The organism is Streptomyces pinistramenti (genome assembly GCF_020564935.1).
GTDB lineage: Bacteria > Actinomycetota > Actinomycetes > Streptomycetales > Streptomycetaceae > Streptomyces > Streptomyces pinistramenti.
Window position 1 is genome coordinate 120,345 of record NZ_JAJCXB010000003.1, and the last position, 23,399, is coordinate 143,743.

The following is a 23,399-nucleotide window of genomic DNA, read 5'->3' on the forward strand; positions in this document are numbered from 1 at the left end:
CTCCTTCGCCGGTGCGGGGGCGCGGGGTGCGTGCGCGGGTGGGGAGACTCAGCCGCCCTGCTGGGTGGGAGTGTGCTGGTCGCGGGTCTGCAGCAGGTGGACCCAGCGTTCGAGGAGCTCGGCGGTGCGGGGCCGGTCGGGGGCGTGCCAGGACACGGGGACGTTCAGCGTGGCGAGGCGCTGCTCCAAGTCGTCGGCGAGGTGGGCGCGGCCGGTGGCGCGCAGGTGCGCGGCGTAGCGGGCGGGGTCGTTGTAGTACGTGGGTCCGGTCTGCAGGGTGGCCTGCATGGGGTCGGGCAGGGCGCCGGGGCGGCCCGCGTACTCGTGCCACCACTCGGCGAGATGCGACCGCATCCGGGCAGCGAGGCCGGGCTCGTCTTCCATCAAGTCCCGTGTCAGGTAGGGGTCCTTGGTGACGTCGAAGAGCTGCTCCCACTCGGTACGGAAGCTGCCGGGATGGTAGGTGCGCAGGTAGAGGTGGTCGCGGGTGCGGACGGCACGCTGGTAGGTGTGGGCGCCGTGGCCGAGGACGAGGTACTCGCGCGAGTCGATGTGCTCGCCGCGGATCGCGGGGGCGAACGACTCTCCCTGCCAGCCGGCCGGGACGTCCAGGCCGAGCAGCTCGCACAGGGTGGGGGCGAGGTCGATGTTGTAGAGGAGGGCGTCGTTGCGGCGGGCCTGTTCGGGCAGCCGGTCGGTGAGGCCCGGCCAGTGCACGATCAGCGGGATGCGCTGGACGGGCTCACTGGCGTGCCCGTGTTCGGCGTACGAGCCCAGCTCGCCGAAGGACTCCCCGTGGTCAGCGCTGACGATCACCGCGGTGTCGTCGGCGATGCCCAACTCGTCCAGTACGGCCATGAGGTGGCCGAAGTGGTGGTCCCAGTAGGCGATGGCGCCGTCGAAGCCGTTGATCAGGTGCTCGAAGTCGGCGCGGGAGCGGATCGCGTCGGGCATGTTGTGCGGGACGGGCGAGGTACCCGCGCCGCGGATCGAGTAGTGCAGGTCGAGGGCGCTGCGCGGGCCGTACACCTCGGCGTGCGCGGCGATCGTCTCCTCGTCGGGCCAGGACTGCACGGGGCCCGAGGCGGCCATCTTCTCGGACCACTCGGCGGGCTGCGTGTAGTTGGTGTGCGGATCCCAATAGGTCAGATGCAGATACCAGTTGTCGTCGTCGGCGTGCCGGCGCAGCCAGTCGATCGCGGCGCGGTTGACGTCGGGCGCCTCCTCGTCGCCCATCCGGTCGGTGGCGCGGATGGACTCGCGGAAGTTGGCGTGGAAGAAGTACGCGCGGTGGCGTTCGGCGAAGACCGACACGGCGGCGGTGTAGTACCCGCCGAAGCCGAGCCGTTGGCCGAGCAGCGGCCGGTCGGGCTCGGGGCCGTGCCCGGCGTCCAGCCGGAACTGTGCGGCCGGGCCGAAGTGCCCGATCACCCCGTTCGTGATGCCGAACTGACCGCTGGTCAGCGCGGTGCGGGACGGCAGGCACGGCGAGTCGGAGCAGTAGTAGCGGTCGAAGGTGACGGACCTGTCGGCGAGCTTCTGCAGGTTGGGGGTGGTGGGCCGGTGATATCCGTACGGGGTGGTGTGGTCGGCGCGGAGGGTGTCCACGTCGACGTAGATGATGCGCATGTGCGGCTCCCGGTCGGGGATCGGGCAAGGGGGGACCGCCACGTGGCGGTGCGGCTCGCCACGTGCTGCGGAAGCGGTATGGGGTGTGGGGTTCTCCGGGCGTGGCAGGGTCAGCGGCCGAGCCGCGCCTCCAAGCGGGCCTCGGTCAGCTGGAGCCAGGCGATGTAGGAGGCCGCGAACGCGTAACCGTGCTCGTGGGCCATGGTGTGCACCTCGCGGGCCCAGCCCGCGTCGAGACCGTCGATCTGCGGCTCGTACGCGACGGGGGCGGGCACGGCGGCGCTGAGCGCGTCGTGCTTGAGCCGGTACGCCAGCTCGGTGCGGACGATGTCCAGGGCGATCTCGGGGTCGAGCTGCCCGGCGAAGAGGAAGCGCAGCTTGAACTCCGGGTCCATGGGGCGCGGCGACGGCTCGTACGGGGAGCGCGCCCACGCGCGCAGCGCCTCCTCGCCCGCCTCGGTGAGCCGGTAGACCTTGGCGTCCGGGCGGCCCTCGCGCGGGTCGACGTCGAAGTCCACCCAGCCGCGCTCCACCAGGGTGCCGAGCCGGCGGTAGATCTGGGGCAGCTTGACGCCGTAGCCGATGTAGCGGCCCGGACCTTCCATCCAGCGACGCAGGTCGTAGCCGGACAGGCGGCGAAGCGCCAGCGCACCGAGGATCACGTAGTCGAGCTGCATCCGAACCTCTTATGTTCTCAAGAACCTAGCTAGGCTCAGATTCACCCGCCGCCCGGACGGTGTCAAGAGTCTTCACGCGGGTGCAACACAGCGGAAACCCGCGTGCCCGCTGGAGCTGTCCGGGCTGTTGGCGGTCCGGGCCGCGACGCGGTAGCGGTTGCAGTACGAGACGTGGCACATGTGCGAGCCGCCGCGGATCACCTTGTCCGAACCGCCGCGCGGGCCTTGGGGGTTGATCAGCGGCCGGGCGGATCCATGATCCGTGGTCCACCAGTCGGCGCACCACTCCCAGACGTTGCCGGAGGTGTTGTACAGGCCGAAGCCATTGGGCTCGAAGGCGTCGACGGGGGCCGTGCCGGGGTACCCGTCGGCGGCGGTGTTCTTGGTGGGGAAGGTGCCTCGCCAGAGGTTGCAGCGGTAGCCGCCGTCGGGGTCGAGCTCGTCGCCCCAGGGGTAACGCCGCCGGTCGAGCCCTCCGCGGGCGGCGTACTCCCACTCGGCCTCGGTCGGCAGCCGCTTGCCCGCCCACGCGGCGTACGCGGCGGCGTCGTTCCAGGACACGTGCACGACCGGGTGGGCGCCGCGCCCCTCCAGCGTGCTGCCGGGCCCTTCCGGCCGGTCCCAGCCCGCGCCCTGCACCCCGCACCACCAGGGGGTTCGCTCCGGCCGGGGCGCCCCGCGCCGCAGGGTCGCCGGCAGGAAGCCGGCGAACACGTACGACCAGCCGATGCGCTCGGCGTCAGTGCGGTACCCGGTGGCCTCGGCGAACGCCGCGTACTGCTCGTTGGTCACCGCGCACACGTCGATGCGGAACGGGTCGAGCCGCACCGCCCGCACCGGCCCCTCGCCGTCCCCGGCGAAGCCCTCGGCGTCGTCCGTGCCCATCAGGAACTCGCCGCCCGGCAGCGACACCATGCCCCGCCCGTCGCGCACCCTGCCCGGCGCCACGGTCAGGGGTACGGCCGCGGAAACGGCCGCCGGTCCTCCGCCGGTCGGCATGCAGCAGCGCGCGGGGCCGCGGGAATCGCTCATCTCGGCTCTGATCCTCCCGGTCATCGGGGTTGTCTCCATCGATCACCCCACCTATGTTCATTCGAACATAATCATCCAGAGGCGCGGCAAGGAAGTGGCTCATGAAGGCGATCATGGTCATGTTCGACACGCTCAACCGGCGCTTCCTGCCGCCCTACGGGGCACAGGAAATCCACGCCCCGAACTTCACGCGCCTCGCCGAGCGCACGGCCACCTTCCACACCTGCTACGCGGGCTCCATGCCGTGCATGCCGGCCCGCCGCGAACTGCACACCGGTCGCCATAACTTCCTGCACCGCAGCTGGGGCCCGCTCGAACCCTTCGACGACTCGATGCCCCAGATCCTCGGCGAACACGGCATCCACGCCCACCTGGTGACGGATCATCAGCACTACTGGGAGGACGGCGGCGCCACCTATCACGGCCGCTACCGCACCTTCGAGTTCTTCCGCGGCCAGGAGGGCGACGCCTGGAAGGGCCACGTCGCCGACCCTGACATCCCCGACGCCCTCCGCGTGCGCTGCGGCGAGGGCTGGCGACAGGACTGGATCAACCGCCAGTACCTCAACGACGAGGCCGACCACCCGCAGACCCGCACCTTCGACGCGGGCCTGGAGTTCCTGCACACGAACCACGCCGAGGACGGCTGGTTCCTGCAGATCGAGACGTTCGACCCGCACGAGCCGTTCTTCAGCTACGCCCGCCACAAGCAGCACTACGCGCACGCCTACGACGGCCCGCACTTCGACTGGCCCGACTACAAACAGGTCAGCGAGAGCGACGAACAGGTCGACCACGCCCGCTGCGAGTACGCGGCCCTGCTGTCCATGTGCGACGCCTCCCTGGGCCGGGTCCTCGACACCATGGACGAACTCGCCCTCTGGGACGACACGTTGCTGATCGTCTGCACCGACCACGGCCTGTTGCTCGGCGAGCACGGCTGGTGGGGAAAGAACGTCCAGCCCTGGTACGACGAGACCATCCACACCCCACTGTTCGTCTGGGATCCGCGCAGCCGCGTCCGGGGCGAGCGCCGCACCGCCCTCGTGCAGACCATCGACCTGGCGCCCACGCTCCTGGAGCACTTCGGCCTCGCCCCCACCCCCGACATGCAGGGACACCCGCTTCAGCGGACTGTCGCCGACGACACCCCCGTACGCGAGGCGGGCCTGTTCGGCGCCTTCGGCGGCCACGTCAGCGTCACCGACGGCCGCCACGTCTACATGCGCGCGAGCGCGGAGCGGACCAACCAGCCCCTGCACGAGCACACCCTCATGCCCACCCACATGCGCGGCCGCTTCGCCCCCGCCGAACTCAAGAGCGCCGAGCTGGTCCCGCCGTTCTCCTTCACCAAGGAGGTGCCGCTGGTGAAGGTGCCGGGCCACGCCATGTCCAACCCGTACGCCTTCGGAACCTTGCTCTACGACCTGGAAACCGACCCCGAGCAGCAACACCCGCTCGTCGACGACGCGTTGGAGCTGTGCATGGCGACGCTGCTGACCGACCTGCTGAGGACCTCGGACGCCCCGCGGGAGCAGTACGTGCGGCTCGGACTGCCGGAGTCCGGCCCGGTCACCGAAGCGCATCTGCTCGCCCGGACGCAGCGCCCTCAGGTGGAGGCGTCCACCGCACCCCCGCCCCGCCCGGAGGACTTCCCCACCGGCCCGCTCAGCGTCCACACCCCGCTGCGCGACCTGCTCGCCCACACCGAGGGCGAACGCATCCTGCGTGCGCACTTCACGGCACTCCTGGACGGCCCGTTCGCCCGCATGGCCGGGGAGCTGTCCCTGCTCCAGATCGCCGCGTTCGCGGTCGGCCTCGTCCCCCGCGACCTGCTCCAGGCCATCGCCGCCGAACTCGCCGCCGCGTCGGCGCCTGAACTCGGGACCTCCTTGACCTCGATGGCGAACGCGGTCCAGTCGTAGGGGTCAGACCTGCGGCAGGGAGAAGGGGACGTGTCCGACGGCTCGGCCGGTGGTGTCGAGGAGTCGGCCCATGCGTTTGCGGGAGTGGAGGAAATCGGTGCGGTCGCTGACCTTCAGGTGCGGGAAGCGTTCCGCGAGGTGCGCCTCGAAGGGGGCGACGGCGTGCAGGCCGCGCAGCCGGACCATGACGAGGAGGTTGTCGGAGCCGCTGACGGACACGGCCAGGCGCACCTCTTCCCTTCGGGCCAGCGCGTTGCCCGTGGCGGAACACCCCCACGGCGGTGGGGGCAACGGCGGCCCCCGGTCTGCGGTCCGCTGTTTCTTCGGATCACCCCCACCGGCGTGGGGGTGATCCGGACGAGGCGGACGAGGCGGCGGTGGAAACGGAGCGCTCCCCGCGTATGCACTGGTCCCGTGGACCGCGGCGGTGATCCGGTCGTCGCCCACTTCCACGGCGGTCACCGCGTCCAGGTATCCCCGTCCTCGCTCGAAGGAACGCGGACCGGCCAGCGCGCGCAGGTCGTTCTCGGTGAATGCGGTGTTTCGTGCACACGATCCATTCAACCGGACGGTGACAGCGTCGCTCAGTGGCATCCGGGAATCCCGATGGTGTTGCCCGGGGTGCGGACGCGGCGGGGCGCCGGCTTGCCAGGCGCCCCGCCCCCTCACCCCGTAGCCAACGCCTCGGTAGGCGCCAGACGGGCAGCCCGCATCGACGGGTACACGCCCGCCGCCACCCCGATCGCGACCGCTCCGGCCGTGCCGGCGCCGACCGCTGACAGGGGGATGACCGGTGGCCAGCCCTGATAGACCGCGTAGGCGAGGGAGGCCAGGACGCCTACGGCTGTGCCCAGGATGCCGCCCAGGAGGGACAGGGCCACCGACTCGGTGAGGAACTGGCCGCGGATCTGGCCGCGGTGGGCGCCCAGGGCGCGGCGGAGGCCGATTTCGCGGCGGCGTTCCAGTACGGAGATGTACATCGTGTTGGCGACGCCGACGCCGCCGACCAGCAGGGCGACGCCCGCGAGGCCGAGGAAGAGGGCCGAGAACGTCGATGCGGTGGCGCGTTTCGCGGCCAGGGCGTCGGAGGGGCGGCTGACCTGGACCAGGCCGGGGGTCTGCGGGTAGACGGTGGCCGCGAGTACCGAGGCGACGTCTTCGATGGAGTCCTCGCGTGCCGTCGTGTAGACGACCGTCGGATGCCCGTCGAAGTGCAGGACCTTCTTGGCGGCGCCCCAGCCGACCAGGACGGAGCGTTCCAGGTCGGGGGCGAGGCGCATCGGGCCGAGGACGCCGACGACGGTGAAGTAGGTGTCGCTGATGAGGACTTGGGGTGGTTCCTGGCCGGGGGTCAGGCGGGGGATGCCGAGCCGGGCCGCGGCTTCGTAGCCGAGGACGACGGTGGGGAAGGTGTCGGTCGTCGCGTTCAGGAACGTACCGGAGCTGACCGTGCCGTTCACCGCGGACAGCAGGTCGGTCCGGGCCGCGAGCACGGTCAGGCCGAGGCCGTCGTTGGGGTCGGTGCGGTCCGAACGGCGCACCAGGGCATGGGTGTTGGCGACGGCGCTCGCATGGGTGACGGGGCCGATCCGCCGGACCATGTCCGGTGCCTCCTCGGGCAGGAGGACGGGCGGTTTCCGGTTGGGCACGGGTTCGGCGCGCAGCGTGTTCGTGCCCAGCGCGGACAGCTGCTGGTCGAGGTGGCGCTGGCTGGAGGCCGGGATGCTGGTCACCAGGATCAGGGTGGCGATGCCGATGGAGATGCCGAGCGCGGAGAGCGCGGCGCGCATCCGGCGGGTGCGGATCCCGAGCAGGCCCAGGCGCAGCACGTCGGAGGGGGCGAGCCGGACCGGGCGGCTGGGGTCGGCGTCCGGGCCGCTCGGGCCGGGGACGGTGTCGGTGCGTTTCACTGCGGGCCCCCGGTGTGCGCTGCGGTGTCGGCGACGATGCGGCCGTCGCGGATCTCGACCCGGCGCGGGAGCCGGGCCGCGAGGTCCCGTTCGTGGGTGATGACCGCGATGGTGGTGCCCTCGGCGTTCAGCCGGACGAGCAGGTCGAGGACGGCCTGGCTGTTGGCCGTGTCGAGGGCGCCGGTCGGCTCGTCGGCGAGGACCAGCGCGGGCCCGTTGACCAGGGCGCGGGCGATGGCCACACGCTGCCGCTCGCCGCCCGAGAGCTGGTGCGGCAGGTGCCCGACGCGGTGGCCGAGCCCGACCCTCTCCAGCGCGGCGACCGCCAGCGGCCTGCGCTGCCGCCGGGGCACCCCCGCGTACAGCAGCCCGGTGGCGACGTTCTCCGCGGCGCTCAGGCCGTCGGTGAGGTGGAACTGCTGGAAGACGAAGCCGAGCCAGCGTCCGCGCAGCGCCGACAGGCGGCGGTCGGACAGCCGGGCCGGGTCCTCGCCGCCGATCTCGACCGAGCCGCTGGTCGGCAGGTCGAGGGTGCCCATGATGTTCAGCAGCGTCGATTTGCCGGACCCGGAAGGGCCGACGATGGCGAGCAGGTCACCGTCGGCGATGGTGAGCGAGACGTCGTCGAGCGCCTTGACGCCGCCGTGGTACGCCTTCGTCGCGTTCTTGACGGTGAGGACGGGCGGGCCGGTCCGGCGGGGGAGCGGGGCGGCGGCCGGCGCGCCGTCGGCGGCCGGTGCGGTGTGCGGCAGGGTCACGACGTGGTCACCACCCGGTCGCCTTCCTTGACGCCCGCACCCGAGACCTCGACCATGCCCTTCGCGAACAACCCGGTCTTGACGGCGGCAAGTTGGCCACCGGGCCGCTGGAGCGCGTAGCCGCCCTCGCGCAGTGCGAGCAGCGAGCCGACCGGGACGGCGAGCACCTGCTCGCGCTTCTCCGTCGTGAAGGTGACCTGCACGGACGCCGAGCTGAGGTCCTTCACCGCGGCGCTGTCCTTCGGCTCGACCGTGACCTGGAGCGTGGCTTCGGATGCCGTGCCCGAGGCGTCGTCATCGGTTCCGCCCTGCACGGTCTGCCCCACCGAAGTGACCTTGCCCGGCGCGGTCTTGGTGTTGGGCAGGGTGAGGGTGACGGAGTCGCCCTTGTGGATCGGACCGGAGTCCTGCGCGTCCACCTTCACCCGGATCGACTTGCGGACGGACGTGACGGTCAGCACCTCCGACGCCGCCGGATCCCCGAGCTGCGCCTTGATGCCGCTGACCCGGTAGGGGCCGGGCAGCACGACGATGTGCCCGGGGACGAGCTTCCCGGTCTCCTGCTGCTTGGTGTCGTGCTGCCAGCGCTTGAGCGCGGCGAGCAGCGCGGGGGTCAGTTCGGTGCCGGGCTCCGTGTCTCCGCTGGAGGCGGTCGCCCGCGGCGTCGGGCCGGTGTCGTAGCCGAGCGCCCGGAGGTTCTCGGCGAGTACGGTCACGTCCCGCCCGCCGGTCCCCGCGGTGCTGAGGGTGCGGAAGAACGGGGTGTCGCCGAAGAACACCATGACGGGTTGGTCGTCGACCCAGTACAGCGGCTTGCCGCGGGACACCGGGGCGCCCGTCTTCGGCAGCCGGGTCACCGCTCCCTTTCCGGTGCCCTTGACGGTCCGCTGCCCGCCGAAGCCGAGGGCGCCGGGCAGGGTCCGGCTGTCGGCGAGGTCCATCCGCACGACTTTGGTCGTCCCCGCGGAGGGGGCGCCGGCCTTCTTGGGCTGCTGGTCACGGCCGTGCGCGGACAGCGCCACCGCACCGGCGGCGCCCCCGGCGAGTACCGCCACGGCCACCGCCGCCACCGCGACCCGCCTGCCCCGGCTGCGGCCGGGCGCCGGTGCACTGTCAGTGCTTGACACTGAAGGACTCCTTCTGGCACACCTTGCTGGCCTTGAACTCCTCGGCTTCGGGCATGCCGTTGTCGTCGTCGTACGTGTAGCCGTTCGCGACGCCGTGCTCGTCCTGGGTCATGTGGATGTGCGCGCCCTTGGCCTTGAGGCACTTCACGAAGACGCGGTATTGGTCCGTGTAGTGCGGGTTGACGTTCGAGTCCAGCTCAGGAGGCTGGAGGGGCAGCTTCACCAGACACGCGTCGTAGGCCGGCTTGTACTTCTTGGCGATCTCCATGCTCTGCATCGGCGCCGCCTGCTTGGCGCCCGCCATTCCGGCCCGCTTGGTGTTCATGGGGACGCCGTGGGCCTGGAGGCAGGCGTTGTAGGCGTCGCCGAGCCTGTCCCTCTCCTCGTCCGAGGAGTCCATGCGCAACTGGGGCCGCCGGGAGTCGGTCTTCGACGACTCCGACGCACCGGGCTTGCCGTCCGATGCCGGGCTTCCGGTCTCCAGGGTCGAGACACCGTCCTTGCCGGCCTTGGCATCGCCACCGTCGCCCGCGCCACAGGCGGTGAGCACGGTCGCCGCGAGAAGCGCGCAGACGGAGAACGCGGCCGTACGGACCGCGGGGCTCAGAGGTTTCGTGTTCCGCATGCCGCCCAGCATCACGACGACTTGTCAGGAAGCTGTCAGGAACTCATGGCGTGCTCATAGGGGTCGTGCCCGGCCGCCCCGGGCGGCGCACGGCGTTCCTAGACTCACTGCATGTGTGCACGCGTGGTCGTCGCCGAGGACGACGGGAAACAGGCGGAGCTGGTCCGCCGCTATCTGGAACACGAGGGCCACGACGTGGTCGTGGTGCACGACGGCGCGACGGCGCTCGCGGAGCTGCGCCGCCGTCCACCGGACCTGCTGATCCTCGACGTGATGATGCCGTTCATCGACGGCCTCGACGTGTGCCGGATCGTGCGCGCCGAGGCGGGCCTCGCCGCCCTGCCGGTGCTGATGCTGACCGCCCGTTCCACCGAGGACGACCTGCTGCTCGGCCTGGACCTGGGCGCGGACGACTACATGTCCAAACCGTTCAGCCCGCGCGAACTGATGGCCCGCGCCCGGTCCCTGCTGCGGCGCGGCGGCCGCGCGGGCGGGGGCGCGGACGCGGCCGTGCCGGACCCCGTACTGCGGGTCGGGCCGCTGACCGTCGACCCCGGACGCCACGAGGTGTGGGCCCACGACCGCCGCATCCACTGCACACCGGGCGAGTTCAGGCTGCTTGAGGTGCTGGCATCGCGTCCGGGACAGGTCTTCAGCCGCGCGCAGATCCTGGAGCGGCTGCACGGCTTCGACCGCTACATCACCGCGCGGACCGTGGACGTGCACGTGATGAACCTCCGCAAGAAGATCGAGCAGGACCCGCGCAGCGCCCGCCGGCTGGTGACGGTGTACGGCGTCGGCTACAAACTCGTCGACGAGGAGCCGCCCGCCGACCGGGCGGACCCCGGGCCCGCCACCGGCCGGAGGGACGCCCGCCATGGGCCCTGACACGAGCCGGCCCGACGGCGATGAAGCTTCCAAGTCCCGCCGCGCCGCGCCCCGTTGGCGCTTCACGCCGAAACCGCTGCGCCGTGAGGTGCCGCTGCGCCGCAGTCTGCTGCTGCGGCTGCTGGCGGTGTCCGTGGTCGTGTCCGTCTGCTCGGTCGCCGCCACCGCGTACGTCGTCGTCCAGATGACGGCCGTCGCGATCCGCCAGGAACAGGGCCAGGCGCTGGCCGACGACGCCAAGGCGTACGACGCGCTGCTCGGCTACGCGGCCCGGCACCCGGACTGGTCGGACGTCACCGGCACGGTGGCCGCGCTCGCCCGCAGGACGGGCCACCGCATCGTGCTGACCAGCCGGGGCCACCCGCAGCCGGTCGCCGACTCCGACCCGGAACCCGGCGTACCGTTCCGGCCGCCCGCCAAGCCCACCGCCGTCATCGACCCGCTCTCCGTCAACCCCGACCTGCTGCCCCGCTCGGCGAGCGACCGGATCGACCCGCGTGCGGCAGGGCCGTTCCTGCTGCCCCGGGGCGAACGCGACAGACTCGACATCGTCGCCTCGCGGGTCCAGGCGTGCCTGCGGGAGGTCGGTCAGGAGGACGTCCGCATCGAAAGGGAGCCGAGCGGGCGGTCCCGGCTGGTGCTTCCGCCCGGCGCGAGCACCACGGTCCGGTGCGCAATCACGGCCCTCGACGACCCCACCCCCACCGAGAAGAAGGCGCTGTCCGCGCTCAGCACCCTCGTCAACACCTGCCTCGCCCACCGCGGCGCGCCCGCCGTGACCCTGTCGCTCGACGGCCGCGGCAGGCCGGTGGTCGCGGGGCGCGAGACCGGCAGGACCCAGGTCTCCTCGTGCGTCGCCACCAGCCGCGCGGAACAACTCGCCCCGTACGTCGCGCCCGCCGCGCAGCTCTACGTCTCCAGTCCGGGCCGCGCCGCGACCACCTTCTTCGCCCTGTCCCCGGCCAACAAGGCGCGGATCGCCGGGGGCGCGGCGCTGGTGCTGCTGGTGACCGTCGCCGTCACCGTCCTGGCCGGCATCCGGCTGGTGCGTCCGCTGCGCGCGCTGACCGCCGCGGTGCAGCGGCTTGCGGAGGGCGACGCGTCCGCCCAGGTGCGGGTGACCGGCGGCGACGAGATCGGCCGGCTGTCGGTCGCCTTCAACTCGATGGCCGGACGGCGCGCGGAGCTTGAACGGCTGCGCAAGGCGATGGTCAGCGACGTGGCGCACGAGCTGCGCACGCCGCTGAGCAACATCCGGGGCTGGCTGGAGGCGGCCGAGGACGGCGTCGTCGACAACGACGCGGACCTGCTGGCCTCCGTACTCGAAGAGGCGCTGCTGCTCCAGCACATCATCGACGACCTGCGCGATCTGGCGGCGGCCGACGCGGGCGAGCTGCGGCTGTCGAAGGTGCCGGTGCAGGTCGCGGACGTGCTGGCGCAGACCGCGAACGCGCACCGCGCCGACGCGGACGCGAGCGGCGTGACGCTCACCGTCACCGCCGACGACGAAACGCTCATCGACGCGGACCCGGTCCGGCTGCGGCAGATGACCGGCAACCTGGTCTCCAACGCGATCCGGCACACCCCCCGCGGCGGCACGGTGACCCTGCACTCCCGGGCGGCGGACGGAACCGTACGGATCGACGTGGCCGACACGGGTGCGGGCATCGCGCCGGACGAACTCCCGCACGTCTTCGACCGTTTCTGGCGCGCCGAGAAGTCCCGCAGCCGACAGACCGGCGGCAGCGGCCTCGGCCTGTCGATCGTGCGCAAACTCGCGGAGACGCACGGCGGCACCGTCACGGCACGCAGCGCACCGGGCGCGGGCTCCGTCTTCCGGCTCACCCTTCCGCTGCCCCCGCAGCCGGGCGACGACGGCTGACGGCGACGGCCCGGACGGACCATGGTGCCGTCCGGGCCGCCGCCGCACCGGCCCGCCGGGCGCCGATCAGGCAGCCACGGCGGCCAGTTCACGACCTGGAGAGTGCGCCGCTTCGTAGCTGTGCCCGACGCGCAGCACGCCGGCATCGTCCAGGTAGCGGCCCATCAGCTGCATGCCGATGGGCAGACCGGCGTGATCGCGGCCGACCGGGAGGGTCAGCGACGGCACGCCGGTGACGTTGGCGGGGGCGGTCAGCCGCGAGTAGGCGTCGAGGACCGATTCCACCGTGCCGTCCGGCCACCGGACGCTCTCCTGGCCGGCCGGCAGCGCCGTCAACGGCACGGTGGGCGCGGCGATCACGTCGACCTCGTCGAACAGGCGGGCCCACGCCTGCCGCATGAGCGTGCGCGACCGCTGGGCCCGCAGGTAGTCGCCCGCGGAGATGGACCCGCTGCCCTCCAGGAGCAGCCGGACCTCCGGCCCGTACAGCTCGGGAACCGTCCGCAGCGTCTCCTCGTGGTACGCCGCCGCCTCGGGAGCCAGCAGGCCCCATCCGGTGGGCAGGATGTACCGCGCCATCGGGATCTCGACCTCGACGAGTTCGGCACCGAGCCCGGCCAGTTGCGCCAGGGCGCCGCGCACGGCGGCCTCCACCTCGGGGTCGATACGCTCGAAGTAGTAGTTGACCGGCACACCGACCCGCACTCCCGCCAGCCCGTCCTCCGGGTGCGCCGGGCGTGGGCGGGGGACCGGCCGGATACTGGCCGGGTCCTCGGGGTCGTATCCGGTGAGCGCAGGCAGCACCAGTTCCGCGTCCCGCACCGTGCGGGTGAGCGGACCCACGTGGTCCATGGACCACCCGAACGGGACCACACCGCTCCGGGAGACCAGGCCGTACGACGGCTTGAACCCGACCACGCCGTTCAGCGACGCGGGCATACGGACCGACCCCCCGGTGTCCGTGCCCAGCGCGAAGGTGGCCGCTCCGGTGGCCACCGCGACCGCCGAGCCCCCGCTCGATCCGCCCGCGATGCGGCCGTGGTCCCAGGCGTTGGCGGTCTGCGGGGTGGTCACCCCGAAGGCGAACTCGTGGGTCTGGACCTTGCCGAGGAGAACCGTGCCCGCCTGCGACAGGCGCGCCGCGACGGTGCTGTCCTGCGCGGCGACATGACCGGCCCGCACCCGCGAACCGGCCTCGGTCGGCAGTCCGGCCACGTCGATGAGGTCCTTCAGCGCCACGGTCATGCCGTGCAGCGGGCCCCGGTACCGGCCGGCCGCGATCTCCTGGTCCGCCTCCGCGGCCGAACGCAGCGCCCGCTCGCCCGTCACCGTGACGTACGGGTGCAGTACCGGATCCACCACCGCGATCCGGCCGAGAACGGACTCGGCCATCTCCCGCGCCGTCAACTCCCCTTTCCCGACCGCCTCGGACGCCTCGGCGAGGGTCAGCTCATAGGGACGCATCGGCTGCTCCCCGCCCGGTGCCGTGGCCGCCGTCCGGCCAGGTCTCCGCCAGATCCAGCTCGCGAAGAGGGCTGATGACGGTGTTGATGTGCTGGGCCACCGCGGCCACGGCGGCCTGATGCCCGTCCTGTGGATCGGACCCGGTGGGTGGCGCCGGTTCGGCGGCCTCCCCCGGCGAGGAATCGACGGTACGCATGTACGCCCTTCATTTTCGGTGCCGGCGGGCGGCGCCAGGCGGCACCCTCGACAGCAAACGCAACACAATTGTCTTTGCGAAGGGTAGGCCGTCGATCCGCGCGGTGCGGCGGAAGAGTCGCGGGGAGCTGCACGGGGCCGTGCGGACCCCGACTCCCGTGCCGGGCAGCCCCGTTCGCTCCGAACGCAATCGGCCGGACACGGTGCGCGCCGCTGCCGGCCACCCCGCGCTACCGAATCCACTTCAGCCAAAGTGGCGCGCGCAGGACCCGGGAATTGCGGGGGGATCATTCGAATGTATTACCTCCTATATTCGCGCCGAAGGAACGCTCTTTCGAGGGACGGCGGGTTCCCGGCCCCGGCGGCTAAGATCGGCGCCACCCCGGGATCCCGTGCAATTTCACGGCCGCGTGCACGTGGCCGACGAGTTCGCCGGGATTGCTGAGTGCGTATGCCCGGCGTCAGGGGTATCGACGCTGGTCAGAGTCAACGAGTGGGAGAATATGGTGCATTACGGAAATGGTGTGGCCGCGGACTCGATCGAGCGTGCGGGCTGGGTGAAGGCCAAGGCCAGCGACCCGTCGGGCAACTGCGTGGAAATTGCACGCCTGGATGGCGGCGAAGTGGCCTTCCGGAATTCCCGCTTCCCGGGCGGTCCCGCTTTGGTGTTCACACGTTCGGAAATGGCGGCCTTCCTTGACGGCGCGCGGAAGGGCGAGTTCGACCGCATGACTGTCTGAAAACCGTTGGGCAGAGTTCGTGGCGGCTGTCCGATTCCTCATGCTGGGATGCTGGCGGGAGTTTCGCCGGTGTGGAGGAGTCAGAGTGATCGACCGCGTCCTTAGTGTTGTCCCGAACAACGGCGGTGTTGAGGAGCAGGCCGAACCGCCGGTCGCCGCAGGCAGGGTGCTCGGCACCCACCTGCGGCAGCTGCGCGAGGTGGCCGGCCTCCGGCTCAAGGACGTCGTCGACGCCGGCGTGATCGGCTCCGCGTCCACCCTGAGCCGCTACGAGGACGCCAAGACCCCCTTCAAAGAAGAGATCGTCATCGCGCTCGCGACGTTCTACGGCCGCACGGACGCACGCGAATTGGAGACGCTGCGCGACCTGACGCGGCAGTCCCTGGTCAAGGAATGGTGGGCGGGATTCCGCGACGTCGTGCCGGGCTGGCTGGGGCGGCTGATCAGCATGGAAGCGGCGGCGCGGGAAATCCGCACCTACGAGGGCTTCTTTGTCCCCGGCCTGCTCCAGACCTCGAAGTACGCGCGCGCCGTCATGAGGGCGCCGTACCGGAAGTCGGCCGGCGAGGACCCCGACGAGAAGAGCGAAACGCGGATCAACCGCAGGCTGAGCGTGCGTCTTCGGCGGCAGAGGCTGCTCGACCAGGCCGACGCCCCCGACTACTACGCCCTGTTGGACGAGAGCATCCTCAACAAGCCCACCGGTGGCCGGGCCGTGATGCGCGAACAGCTCCGCCACCTCTTCAACTACGCGGAGAACAGAGAGCGCATCCACATCCGCGTCCTCCCGTTCACCGCCGCCGAGCACGCCGCCGCTCCCATTTCCTCCATCACGCTGCTGAAGTTCCCGCAGGGCAAGGGGAGCGACATGGCCTATCTGGAGGGCGGCACCTACGTCAGCAATCCCCAGGAAGTCGAGGAGCACAAGGTCGATCTGCTCTACCTGTGGGATTTGGCCGCCGACAAGAAGGCGACCCTGAACATCCTCCAGAACTACATCGACAAGCTTGCCGAGAACGACTAGCCGAGCGGCCCCGGCCGACGGACTATCCGACGCGTGCCACACCGCCGTATTCGATCCATTCCTGGGTGGCCTGCCGTGGGGAGAGGTCGGTGTCCGGGCACCACTGCGAGACTTCGACGGGAGCGGCGGATTCCGCCGGCTCCAGATTCTCGAAGTAACGGTCGACCTCGGCGAAGGAGCGGACCCGCCCCCACCGCCCGCCGGTCGTCCGCTGCATGAATTCCGTCACCTCGCGCCGCAACGCCGCATTGCCGCTGGCGAGTTGGGCGATCACCAGGTAACTGCCGGACGGTAAGCGGCCCGCGACGTTGCGCATGAGCCGCCAGGGATCATCGTGGTCCGGGATGCAGTGCAGTACGGACACGAACAGGGCGGCAACCGGTTCGTCGCATCGGATGAGTCGGCGCACCTCGGAATTCGCGAAAATCTCGTCCGTGTGTCGCAGGTCCGCGTCCACCACGGCCGTCGTCGCGAGGTTTTCCTGGAGCATCATCCGCCCGTGAGCGAGAACCATGGGGTCGTTGTCGAGGTAGACCACCCGGGCTTCCGGGGCGACGTCCTGAGCGACCTGATGGACGTTGGGACGGGTCGGCAGTCCTGATCCGTGGTCGATGAACTGGCGGATTCCGCATTCCGCAGCGAGATAGCGCACGGCGCGAATGAGGAACGCCCGGTTGATGAGGGCGAGTTCCCTGGTGCTCGGCGCGATGCGCAGGAGTTCCGCACAGGCTGTGCGGTCGCAGGAGAAATTATCCGTACCGCCGATAAGATAGTCGTACATTCTTGCAACGCTGGGTGTACTGACATCGATGGAAATGTGGTTCTCCCCGCGCCGTGCGTCCGTCTCACGGGGCTCTCCGTGAGACGCGCAGGACTGGTCGCCTAAGCCATCCATGCTAGAAGTAACCCCCCGCACGGACTAGTTCGTTGGCCGTGTGGGGGGTACGACGCGGGGGGAATCGGCCGCTTTGCAGCAGAGGCGTGTGTCCCGGCGTACGCGGTCGTGCAGTCCTGGATGCCGAATTATGGTGCGGATCACGGTGCGCGCATATGCCGGTGAGAATCTGCGAAGGCGTGCATCGGAAGCCGTATCGCGGTCGCGGCGACGCTTCCGGTTTCCGTGCCGCCGATGCCGTTGGGTTCCGGCGTCCGGTTCATCGGCGGCGCGATGCGACGGTGCAGGGGCAGGATGTCGGCCTGGCGACAGGGCAGGGGGAGTTGGGGCCGACGGCGGGGCGGGTTTGCGTTCCGACAGTGGTGCGGCGGACGGGCGGGCGCTTCGCGGTGGCGGTTGACGAGGTGGTCCGCATGGCCTCCTGCAGCACCGATGCCAGGTTCCGGGAAGGCGCGGGCCCGATGCCGTCCGGCCGGCGCGCTTCTGCGTCGGGCGGTGGCGTAGCGGGAGTAAATGCCCCGTCGGTTGGTGCGAGATGCAGCGCGGGGCAGGTGTGTGGCGTACGGGGACGACGCCGCTTCCGGGGCGGTCCGGGGGAGCCTGTACCGAGCGCGAGGTGCGTCACGGAGGCGGGGCGGAGGTCGGTTGAGGGGCCGAGTGTGCGGGCGGCAGGGCCGCACGCCGTGCGGTGGGTACCAGGCGCTCCGGGGGAGGAGAGGAATTCCTGTGCGATCAAGAAAGCTTGTTGCACGTGGTTCCACAATGGCTGAAAGCAGGCCGTGCGCTTGCCGGGCCCTTTGACGACCGCCGGTCGTTGCCGGCGCACCGCGATGCGCCGGCAGCGGCAGGGGTCAAGGCCGCCGGATCCGCAGGTACATGACCCGGGTCTGGTCCCACCAGAGCGCGGGCATCAGGGCGATGAGGGCCTTCGCCGGTAGCGTGAGGCCCCGCCAGGCAGCCGCGGCCACCAGCGTGGTGGCCAGGACGGAGCTCCAGCGCACGGTGCAGGCGAAAGCGCGCACCGTGGCTGTTTGTGCGCAGGAAAAGGGCGGAATGCTACGGTCGGGAAACTCCGGAAGTTGGCTGAACCACTTCCGGTTTGCGCGTTCGGTCATCTCGAAACCCTTCACGGTCGATGGGCGGACGCGTAAGAGGTGCCTCTCTGCGTGACACCTCTCAAGGGCTTCGAGGCGGGCGATCAACCCCTCGGAGCCCTTCCTGTTGTCCTGCGCCGCAACGTAGTCAGCCGTGCCTCGCGTGCGCCATCGCCGTGATCTCGGTGAAAGCGGAATGATCTCGTGCGGCTGCGGAGTCTGCTCATCGCCTCAAGGGGGCGTCAAAGGTGTGAATGCATTCGCTTTCGATCGAATTCGTTCAACAGTGAAAGCCTGGACGGGGATTGGGCATGGCAACGTTTCAGGGGGCCGGGGAGCGGACACTCTTTCCGGTCATCCAAAAGGAGTAGATGGGTGCCCCGGCTGTCCGGTGCCCGTGCAAGTGCACCGGGAGGCTCCGTGCCGGAGGCGGACGCCGGGGCTCCGGCTTTCCCGGGGCCGGCGTCGTTGTCCCCGGGCGGTGTGTGCAGGCGGCTCAGGCGGTCGGCTCCGGCCTCGGTGGCGTCGCCTTCCTGCCGGGTACCGGTGTGAGGCGGTAGGTGGTTCCCTCGGGGACGACCAGGCCGGCGGTCGGGGCGGGGAAGTGGCTGCCCAGGAGCAGGGTGTCGGTTCCGGCGAGTGCGTCGAGGAGGGTGCGGCGGCTGCGGACGGCCTGGGCGGGGTCGGTGTCGACGCAGCTGGTGATGCCGGGGTGGCGGAGCTGTACGGGGTGGTGGACGCAGTCGCCGGTGATGACGGCTGACCGGCCGCGGCTGCGGAGCCGTACGGCCACCTGTCCCGGGGTGTGGCCGGGGGTGGGCAACAGGCTGATCCCGGGGGCCACTTCGGCGCCGGTGTCCGGTACGTCGATCAGGTCGAGCAGGCCGGCCTCGCGGACCGGGTGGACCGAGTCGCGGAACATCTGGGTGCGGGGCTCGTCCAGGTCGGCGTGCGCCCAGTGATCCCATTCGGCGCGGGCGGCCAGGTATCTGGCGTTCGGGAAGGTCGGCACCCAGGCCCCGCCGTCGGCGCGGGTGTTCCAGCCGACGTGGTCGGTGTGCAGGTGGGTCAGGACGACCAGGTCGACGCGCTCGGGCGGGAAGCCCGCTGCGGTGAGCCGCCCGAGGTAGTCGGTGTCCAAGTGGTGCCAGGCCGGATTGGCCCGGGTCTTGCCGTTGCCGATTCCGGTGTCGACGAGGATGCGCAGGCCGTCCGCCTCGATGGCGAAGCTGTGGCTGGCCAGGTGCAGGACCCCGTCGGGCCCGGCGAAGTCCGGCCGGAGCCAGGGGGCGCGGCGTACGGCGTCCGGGGTGGCGTCGGGCAGCAGCCAGGGGCCGGTCTGCGGGGGGAGCGTCACCTCGTCGATGCGGTGGACGAGCAGGTCGCCGATGGCCCAAGTGGGCGCGGAATCCGGGGCGTTGGAGGAGGCGGGCAACGGGGCTCCTAGGGGGAGGTGGGGCAGGGCCGGTCTAAAGCGCGTTCTTTGCTTTAGTGGACGGTATGTCGTACGGTGCCGTTAACGCAAATAACAAGCTTTTGCGGGGCGGGTGCTGCTCGCTCCATGCTGCGAAGGGACACACCGATGACCACCGCTGATCTCCTCCCGCAGGAGGTATCCCCATGGGCCCTGAGGGCCGGCCTGCCGCTCGCGGCGGAGCGGCTCGACCCGGTGGCCGCCACGGCGAACCACGTCCAGGGCGTCATCGGCGCCCTGCGCGCCCTCGACTTCGCGGAGACCGCACCCGCCGCGACGTACTTCGCAGGGGAGGAACCGGCCGATGCAGCCGTATGAGTTGACGCTCGCCGGCGCGGCGAAGGCGATCGGCGCCGGGGGCCTCTCGCCCACCGAACTGACCGACTCCTACCTGGAGCGGATCGAGGCCGTGGAAGGGCAGTTGGGGGCGTACGTGACGGTCCGTGCGCAGGCCGCGCGCGAGGCGGCCGCGCGGGCGGGCCGGGACATCGCGGCCGGCCGGCACCTCGGCCCGCTGCACGGCATCCCCATGGGCCTCAAGGACCTCATCGACGTCGCCGGGCTGCCGACCACGGCCAGCTCCCGGGTCCGCGCGGACCACACGGCGAGCGCCGACAGTACGGTCGCGGCGCGTCTGAAGGCCGCCGGAGCGGTGCTCATCGGCAAGACCCACACCCATGAGTTCGCCTACGGGCTGACGACGCCGCAGACCCGTAACGCGTGGGCCCACGACCGGGTGGCCGGCGGGTCGAGCGGCGGTTCGGCGGTCGCGGTCGCGGCGGGTGAGGCAGCCTTCGCGCTGGGCACGGACACCGGCGGGTCCATCCGGGTTCCGGCGGCGCTCAACGGCGTGGTGGGGCTCAAGCCCACCTACGGGCTCGTCCCCCTGAAGGGTGTGACGCCGCTGTCCTGGTCCCTGGACCACGCCGGACCGATCACGCGCACGGTGGAGGACGCCGCGCTGGTGCTGGATGTGCTGACGGGACAGCAACCAGGCGATGGGGCAAGGAAGTTCGAGCGGGCACGCCGTGATCCGCGGGGATTCGACGAGGACTTGACCGGGCTGCGGGTCGGCGTGCCCGCGAACTACTACTTCGACCGCGTCGAGCCCGAGGTGGAGAAGACGGTACGCGGGGCCATCGAGCATCTGGCGTGGCTCGGGGCCGAGTTGGTGGACGTCGGCATTCCGATGACCGAGTACATCCAGGCCACCGCGTGGGGCCTCATGGTGCCCGAGGCCACGGCCTACCACGAGCGGACGCTGCGCACCTCCCCCGAGCTGTACACGGCGGACGTCCGCGTCCTGCTGGAGGCGGGCACGCTCGTGTCCGCGGGCGACTATCTGCGCGCGCAGCGCTCCCGCACGCTGATGCGCAGCGCCTGGGCGGAGCTGTTCGACAGGGTGGACGTCCTCGCGGCGCCGACGGTGCCCTGCGTGGCAGCCCGCAGTGATCAGGAGACGGTGCGGTGGGCGGACGGATCCACCGAGAGCGTGACCGACAGCTACGTCAGGCTGTCCGCTCCGGCGAACCTCACGGGACTGCCCTCGCTGTCCCTGCCCGTCGGCCTGGACGGCGCGGGGCTGCCCATCGGCATGCAGCTCATCGGCAGGCCGCTGGGGGAGGCCACGATCCTCGGTGCGGGCCGCGCCTTCGAGGCGACCCGTGGTGACGCGGTGGGCCTCGCCCCGGTCGCCGCCGGATGAGGCGGCAGAGGCTGAAGGTCACTGCGTGGGCCCGCTCCGGGAGGCCGGGGGAAGGGGCGGTATCGCCTCGGTGCGCAATGACTTTGCGTTAAGGTGGTGGGATGAGTCCCAGACCAGCGGCCCGCCCCGGCGGGCGCAGTGCCCGTGTGCAGCAGGCGGTGCACACGGCGGTGCGCGATCTCCAGACGGAACACGGCAGCGCCGACCTCACCGTCCCCCAGATCGCGGGGCGGGCCGGCGTCACCCCGTCGACGATCTACCGCCGCTGGGGCAGCCTCCAGGAGTTGCTGTCGGACGTCGCGGTGGAGCGGCTGCGGCCCGAAGCGCTGCCGGCCGACCTCGGGAGCCTGCGCGCGGACCTGGAGCACTGGGCCGCCGATTTCCTGGAGGAGATGTCGTCACCGCCGGGCCGCTCCTACATCCGCGACGCGCTCGCCGGCGACCCGGACGGCAGCAATGCCGGGCAGTGCTCCGCATACGCCGCCGAGCAGGTCGAGACGATCATCGAACGGGCCGTCCGGCGCGGCGAACACGTGCCGGCGGGCGAGACCGTGATGGACCACGTCGTGGCTCCGATGATGTACCGCGTCCTCTTCCGCCCCGGGCTCCTCGACGCGCAGTACGCCCGCGAGCTGGTCGCCACGGTCTTCTATCGGCTGATGCCGCTGCCGTGATGCCCGCAGTCGTGTGACGTCGTGCGGGCGAAGCGGCGCCCCCCCCCGCGCCCGCACGACGGCCCGTCCGTGGCCGCCGTGCGGGACGGTCCGGCTACGAGCGGTTCGCGGACCTGCGGCGCCGGGTCAGGGCCAGCGCTCCGCCGCCTGCCACGACCAGGGCTGCGGCGCCCGCGGCGAGGTAGGGGGTGGAGCCGGCACCGGTGCTGGCCAGATGGCCGCCGCTGGGGACGACGGCCGCGGGGGCCGGCTTCTCGGGCCGCGGCTGCTCGGGAGTGGCCGGCGTCGTCGGCGACGGTGTGGGCACGGAGTTGTCCCACACCGTGATCACCTGCTGCTCACCGGACTTGGCCTCGATGCGCCGGGGCTCCTTGTCGAGCTGGTAGCCCTCGGGCGCCTTGGTCTCGACGATCCAGTACGTGCCGGCGGGCAGGTCGACGGGCTGGGATTTGCCGTCCTTGCCGGTGGTGACGGTGGTGATCGACTTGCCGGGCGCGCCGTTGTCGTCGGCGTGGATCTCGTACGTCGCCGGCGAGGAGACGGCTTCGCCGGTGCCGCGGTCCTTCTTGACGGCGATCACGATGGCGGCGGGCTGGAAGGCGATCTCGCCGGCGGCGGGGAGTGACTTCTGCTGGGCCTCGAAGTAGATCAGGCGCTGCATGGGCTTGCCGTGCACGGTGTGGTCGGTGTGCCAGAAGGTGGGGGAGTTGACCGAGACCTTGGCCTCGAACGCCGCCCCCGCCTTGGTGCCCGGCTTGTCCGGCGTGAAGCGGAACGTCGTCTCGCCCTTGGTGTCGGTGCTGCCCACCGCGCCCGGTGCCTGCGGCTTGGCGATGTTGGTCAGCTCCGTGGTGTTCACGGGGATACCGGCGGCCGGCTTGCCGTCCCGTGCCACCTTGACCGTGAGGGACTTCTCCTCCGGGGTCCGCTCGTACGGGTACGTCTTCCCCGAGCCCGCGACGCTCACGGTGTACGGGGCGGCGTCGACCTTGCGGATCTCGGTCCGCAGACGGTTGAACGCGGCGACGACGGGCGCTGTGTCGACCTTCGCGTCCGCGCCGAAGCCGGCGACGGCGCCCTTCGGCATCCCCTTGTCCAGCCAGGTGGCCCAGGGCAGCTTCTCGCCGTTGTACCCGTTCTCGTCGATGCCGTCGTGCGCGGCCAGCGCCCACGTCACCAGGGCGGCGGCGGCCGACTGGTTGCGGCCTTCGACCGTGTCGGGCAGCTTGCCGTACTTGGCTGCCAGCGCCGCCAGTTGGGCCTTGGTGTTCTCGCTGAGCTGCTTCGGCGCGCCCGTCTTCTCGTAGCCGTTGTCGGTGCCGTCCGGGCCGTACCACGCGAGGTCCAGACAGAGCGCGTGACTGCCGTTGTCCAGGACGTGCGTGCCGGTCCACATGGCCGTGTGCTTGCCGGTCCGCAGGTGCCAGCCGACGGCCCTGCCCTTGTGTCCCTCACGGTCCGTGGCGAATGCCGCGCCGGCCGGCAGCACGGTGGTGCCGGCGACTCCTATCGCCGCGGCCACCGCACCGATGGCCGAAAGTCTCTTCATTCGAGCCGTATGCATGGATCCCTGCCCCTCGTCACGTGGGCCGCCCGGTACGGGCTCAAGCCCCTCCCACCCGCGGTCGCACAGCGCGGGCGGTGCGGGGATATGGAGCGCGCCCCGGCTGCCCCGCCCGGC

At 71.3% G+C, this 23,399-nt stretch carries 22 protein-coding genes; 8 read left to right on the forward strand and 14 right to left on the reverse strand.

What is annotated here, in order from left to right; translation table 11 throughout:
- Nucleotides 1-48: 48 nt before the first annotated feature.
- From LIU39_RS03480 to LIU39_RS03490, 3 genes are all read right to left on the reverse strand, one after another.
- A complete protein-coding gene (locus LIU39_RS03480) occupies nucleotides 49-1,629 on the reverse strand; it encodes a sulfatase family protein (RefSeq protein WP_227044408.1) in 1,581 nt (526 codons plus the stop codon).
- A 110-nt stretch (nucleotides 1,630-1,739) separates the two neighbouring features.
- Nucleotides 1,740-2,306, reverse strand: a complete 567-nt coding sequence (locus LIU39_RS03485) for a PadR family transcriptional regulator (protein ID WP_227044412.1) — start codon at nucleotides 2,304-2,306, stop codon at nucleotides 1,740-1,742.
- A gap of 72 nt (nucleotides 2,307-2,378) precedes the next feature.
- Entirely contained in the window at nucleotides 2,379-3,338 is a 960-nt protein-coding gene (locus tag LIU39_RS03490) for a formylglycine-generating enzyme family protein (RefSeq protein WP_372463799.1), read from the reverse strand.
- 101 nt (nucleotides 3,339-3,439) lie between these two features.
- On the opposite strand from LIU39_RS03490, the gene LIU39_RS03495 reads away from it, so the two are divergent.
- Entirely contained in the window at nucleotides 3,440-5,263 is a 1,824-nt protein-coding gene (locus tag LIU39_RS03495) for a sulfatase family protein (protein ID WP_227044415.1), read from the forward strand.
- Between the two features lie 3 nt (nucleotides 5,264-5,266).
- Here LIU39_RS03495 and LIU39_RS03500 read toward each other — a convergent pair whose 3' ends face one another.
- The 5 genes from LIU39_RS03500 to LIU39_RS03520 all read right to left on the reverse strand — a co-directional run bounded on the left by LIU39_RS03500 (nucleotide 5,267) and on the right by LIU39_RS03520 (nucleotide 9,683).
- Nucleotides 5,267-5,482, reverse strand: a complete 216-nt coding sequence (locus tag LIU39_RS03500; RefSeq protein ID WP_227044417.1) for a hypothetical protein — start codon at nucleotides 5,480-5,482, stop codon at nucleotides 5,267-5,269.
- Nucleotides 5,483-5,928: 446 nt separating this feature from the next.
- Nucleotides 5,929-7,173, reverse strand: coding sequence for an ABC transporter permease (locus tag LIU39_RS03505; protein ID WP_227044419.1), 1,245 nt, complete (start codon nucleotides 7,171-7,173; stop codon nucleotides 5,929-5,931).
- Nucleotides 7,170-7,925, reverse strand: a complete 756-nt coding sequence (locus LIU39_RS03510) for an ABC transporter ATP-binding protein (RefSeq protein WP_227044773.1) — start codon at nucleotides 7,923-7,925, stop codon at nucleotides 7,170-7,172. The genes LIU39_RS03505 and LIU39_RS03510 overlap by 4 nt, the downstream gene beginning before the upstream one ends.
- 2 nt (nucleotides 7,926-7,927) lie before the next feature.
- Entirely contained in the window at nucleotides 7,928-9,058 is a 1,131-nt protein-coding gene (locus LIU39_RS03515; RefSeq protein ID WP_227044421.1) for an efflux RND transporter periplasmic adaptor subunit, read from the reverse strand.
- A complete protein-coding gene (locus LIU39_RS03520; protein ID WP_227044423.1) occupies nucleotides 9,045-9,683 on the reverse strand; it encodes a hypothetical protein in 639 nt (212 codons plus the stop codon). The genes LIU39_RS03515 and LIU39_RS03520 overlap by 14 nt, the downstream gene beginning before the upstream one ends.
- A 111-nt stretch (nucleotides 9,684-9,794) precedes the next feature.
- On the opposite strand from LIU39_RS03520, the gene LIU39_RS03525 reads away from it, so the two are divergent.
- The gene (locus LIU39_RS03525; RefSeq protein WP_227044426.1) at nucleotides 9,795-10,571 is read left to right on the forward strand and encodes a response regulator transcription factor; all 777 of its coding nucleotides are present in this window, start codon (nucleotides 9,795-9,797) and stop codon (nucleotides 10,569-10,571) included.
- Nucleotides 10,561-12,453: a sensor histidine kinase gene (locus LIU39_RS03530; protein WP_227044427.1), complete on the forward strand. Its 1,893-nt coding sequence runs from the start codon at nucleotides 10,561-10,563 to the stop codon at nucleotides 12,451-12,453. The genes LIU39_RS03525 and LIU39_RS03530 overlap by 11 nt, the downstream gene beginning before the upstream one ends.
- 66 nt (nucleotides 12,454-12,519) lie before the next feature.
- On the opposite strand, the gene LIU39_RS03535 is transcribed toward LIU39_RS03530, so the two are convergent.
- Both LIU39_RS03535 and LIU39_RS03540 read right to left on the reverse strand, forming a co-directional pair.
- Nucleotides 12,520-13,917: an amidase gene (locus LIU39_RS03535; protein WP_227044429.1), complete on the reverse strand. Its 1,398-nt coding sequence runs from the start codon at nucleotides 13,915-13,917 to the stop codon at nucleotides 12,520-12,522.
- Nucleotides 13,904-14,113, reverse strand: a complete 210-nt coding sequence (locus tag LIU39_RS03540; RefSeq protein ID WP_227044431.1) for a hypothetical protein — start codon at nucleotides 14,111-14,113, stop codon at nucleotides 13,904-13,906. The genes LIU39_RS03535 and LIU39_RS03540 overlap by 14 nt, the downstream gene beginning before the upstream one ends.
- A gap of 502 nt (nucleotides 14,114-14,615) precedes the next feature.
- Here LIU39_RS03540 and LIU39_RS03545 point away from each other — a divergent pair.
- Nucleotides 14,616-14,852: a DUF397 domain-containing protein gene (locus LIU39_RS03545; RefSeq protein ID WP_227044774.1), complete on the forward strand. Its 237-nt coding sequence runs from the start codon at nucleotides 14,616-14,618 to the stop codon at nucleotides 14,850-14,852.
- Between the two features lie 85 nt (nucleotides 14,853-14,937).
- Nucleotides 14,938-15,876, forward strand: a complete 939-nt coding sequence (locus LIU39_RS03550; protein ID WP_227044433.1) for a helix-turn-helix domain-containing protein — start codon at nucleotides 14,938-14,940, stop codon at nucleotides 15,874-15,876.
- Between the two features lie 22 nt (nucleotides 15,877-15,898).
- Here the strand turns inward: LIU39_RS03550 and LIU39_RS03555 are convergent, their stop codons facing one another.
- From LIU39_RS03555 to LIU39_RS03565, 3 genes are all read right to left on the reverse strand, one after another.
- Nucleotides 15,899-16,687 carry an SAM-dependent methyltransferase gene (locus LIU39_RS03555; RefSeq protein WP_227044777.1) on the reverse strand — a complete coding sequence of 263 codons (789 nt, stop codon included), beginning with the start codon at nucleotides 16,685-16,687 and terminating at the stop codon, nucleotides 15,899-15,901.
- Between the two features lie 935 nt (nucleotides 16,688-17,622).
- A complete protein-coding gene (locus LIU39_RS03560) occupies nucleotides 17,623-17,886 on the reverse strand; it encodes a hypothetical protein (protein ID WP_227044435.1) in 264 nt (87 codons plus the stop codon).
- A gap of 475 nt (nucleotides 17,887-18,361) precedes the next feature.
- Nucleotides 18,362-19,300, reverse strand: a complete 939-nt coding sequence (locus tag LIU39_RS03565; RefSeq protein ID WP_227044437.1) for an MBL fold metallo-hydrolase — start codon at nucleotides 19,298-19,300, stop codon at nucleotides 18,362-18,364.
- 147 nt (nucleotides 19,301-19,447) lie between these two features.
- On the opposite strand from LIU39_RS03565, the gene LIU39_RS03570 reads away from it, so the two are divergent.
- The 3 genes from LIU39_RS03570 to LIU39_RS03580 all read left to right on the forward strand — a co-directional run bounded on the left by LIU39_RS03570 (nucleotide 19,448) and on the right by LIU39_RS03580 (nucleotide 21,718).
- The gene (locus LIU39_RS03570; RefSeq protein WP_227044439.1) at nucleotides 19,448-19,657 is read left to right on the forward strand and encodes a hypothetical protein; all 210 of its coding nucleotides are present in this window, start codon (nucleotides 19,448-19,450) and stop codon (nucleotides 19,655-19,657) included.
- A complete protein-coding gene (locus LIU39_RS03575; protein WP_227044441.1) occupies nucleotides 19,644-21,044 on the forward strand; it encodes an amidase in 1,401 nt (466 codons plus the stop codon). The genes LIU39_RS03570 and LIU39_RS03575 overlap by 14 nt, the downstream gene beginning before the upstream one ends.
- Nucleotides 21,045-21,145: 101 nt before the next feature.
- On the forward strand, nucleotides 21,146-21,718 hold the full coding sequence (locus LIU39_RS03580) for a TetR/AcrR family transcriptional regulator (RefSeq protein ID WP_227044443.1): 573 nt from the start codon (nucleotides 21,146-21,148) through the stop codon (nucleotides 21,716-21,718).
- Between the two features lie 94 nt (nucleotides 21,719-21,812).
- Here LIU39_RS03580 and LIU39_RS03585 read toward each other — a convergent pair whose 3' ends face one another.
- On the reverse strand, nucleotides 21,813-23,267 hold the full coding sequence (locus LIU39_RS03585; RefSeq protein ID WP_227044445.1) for a prealbumin-like fold domain-containing protein: 1,455 nt from the start codon (nucleotides 23,265-23,267) through the stop codon (nucleotides 21,813-21,815).
- Nucleotides 23,268-23,399 lie beyond the last annotated feature (132 nt).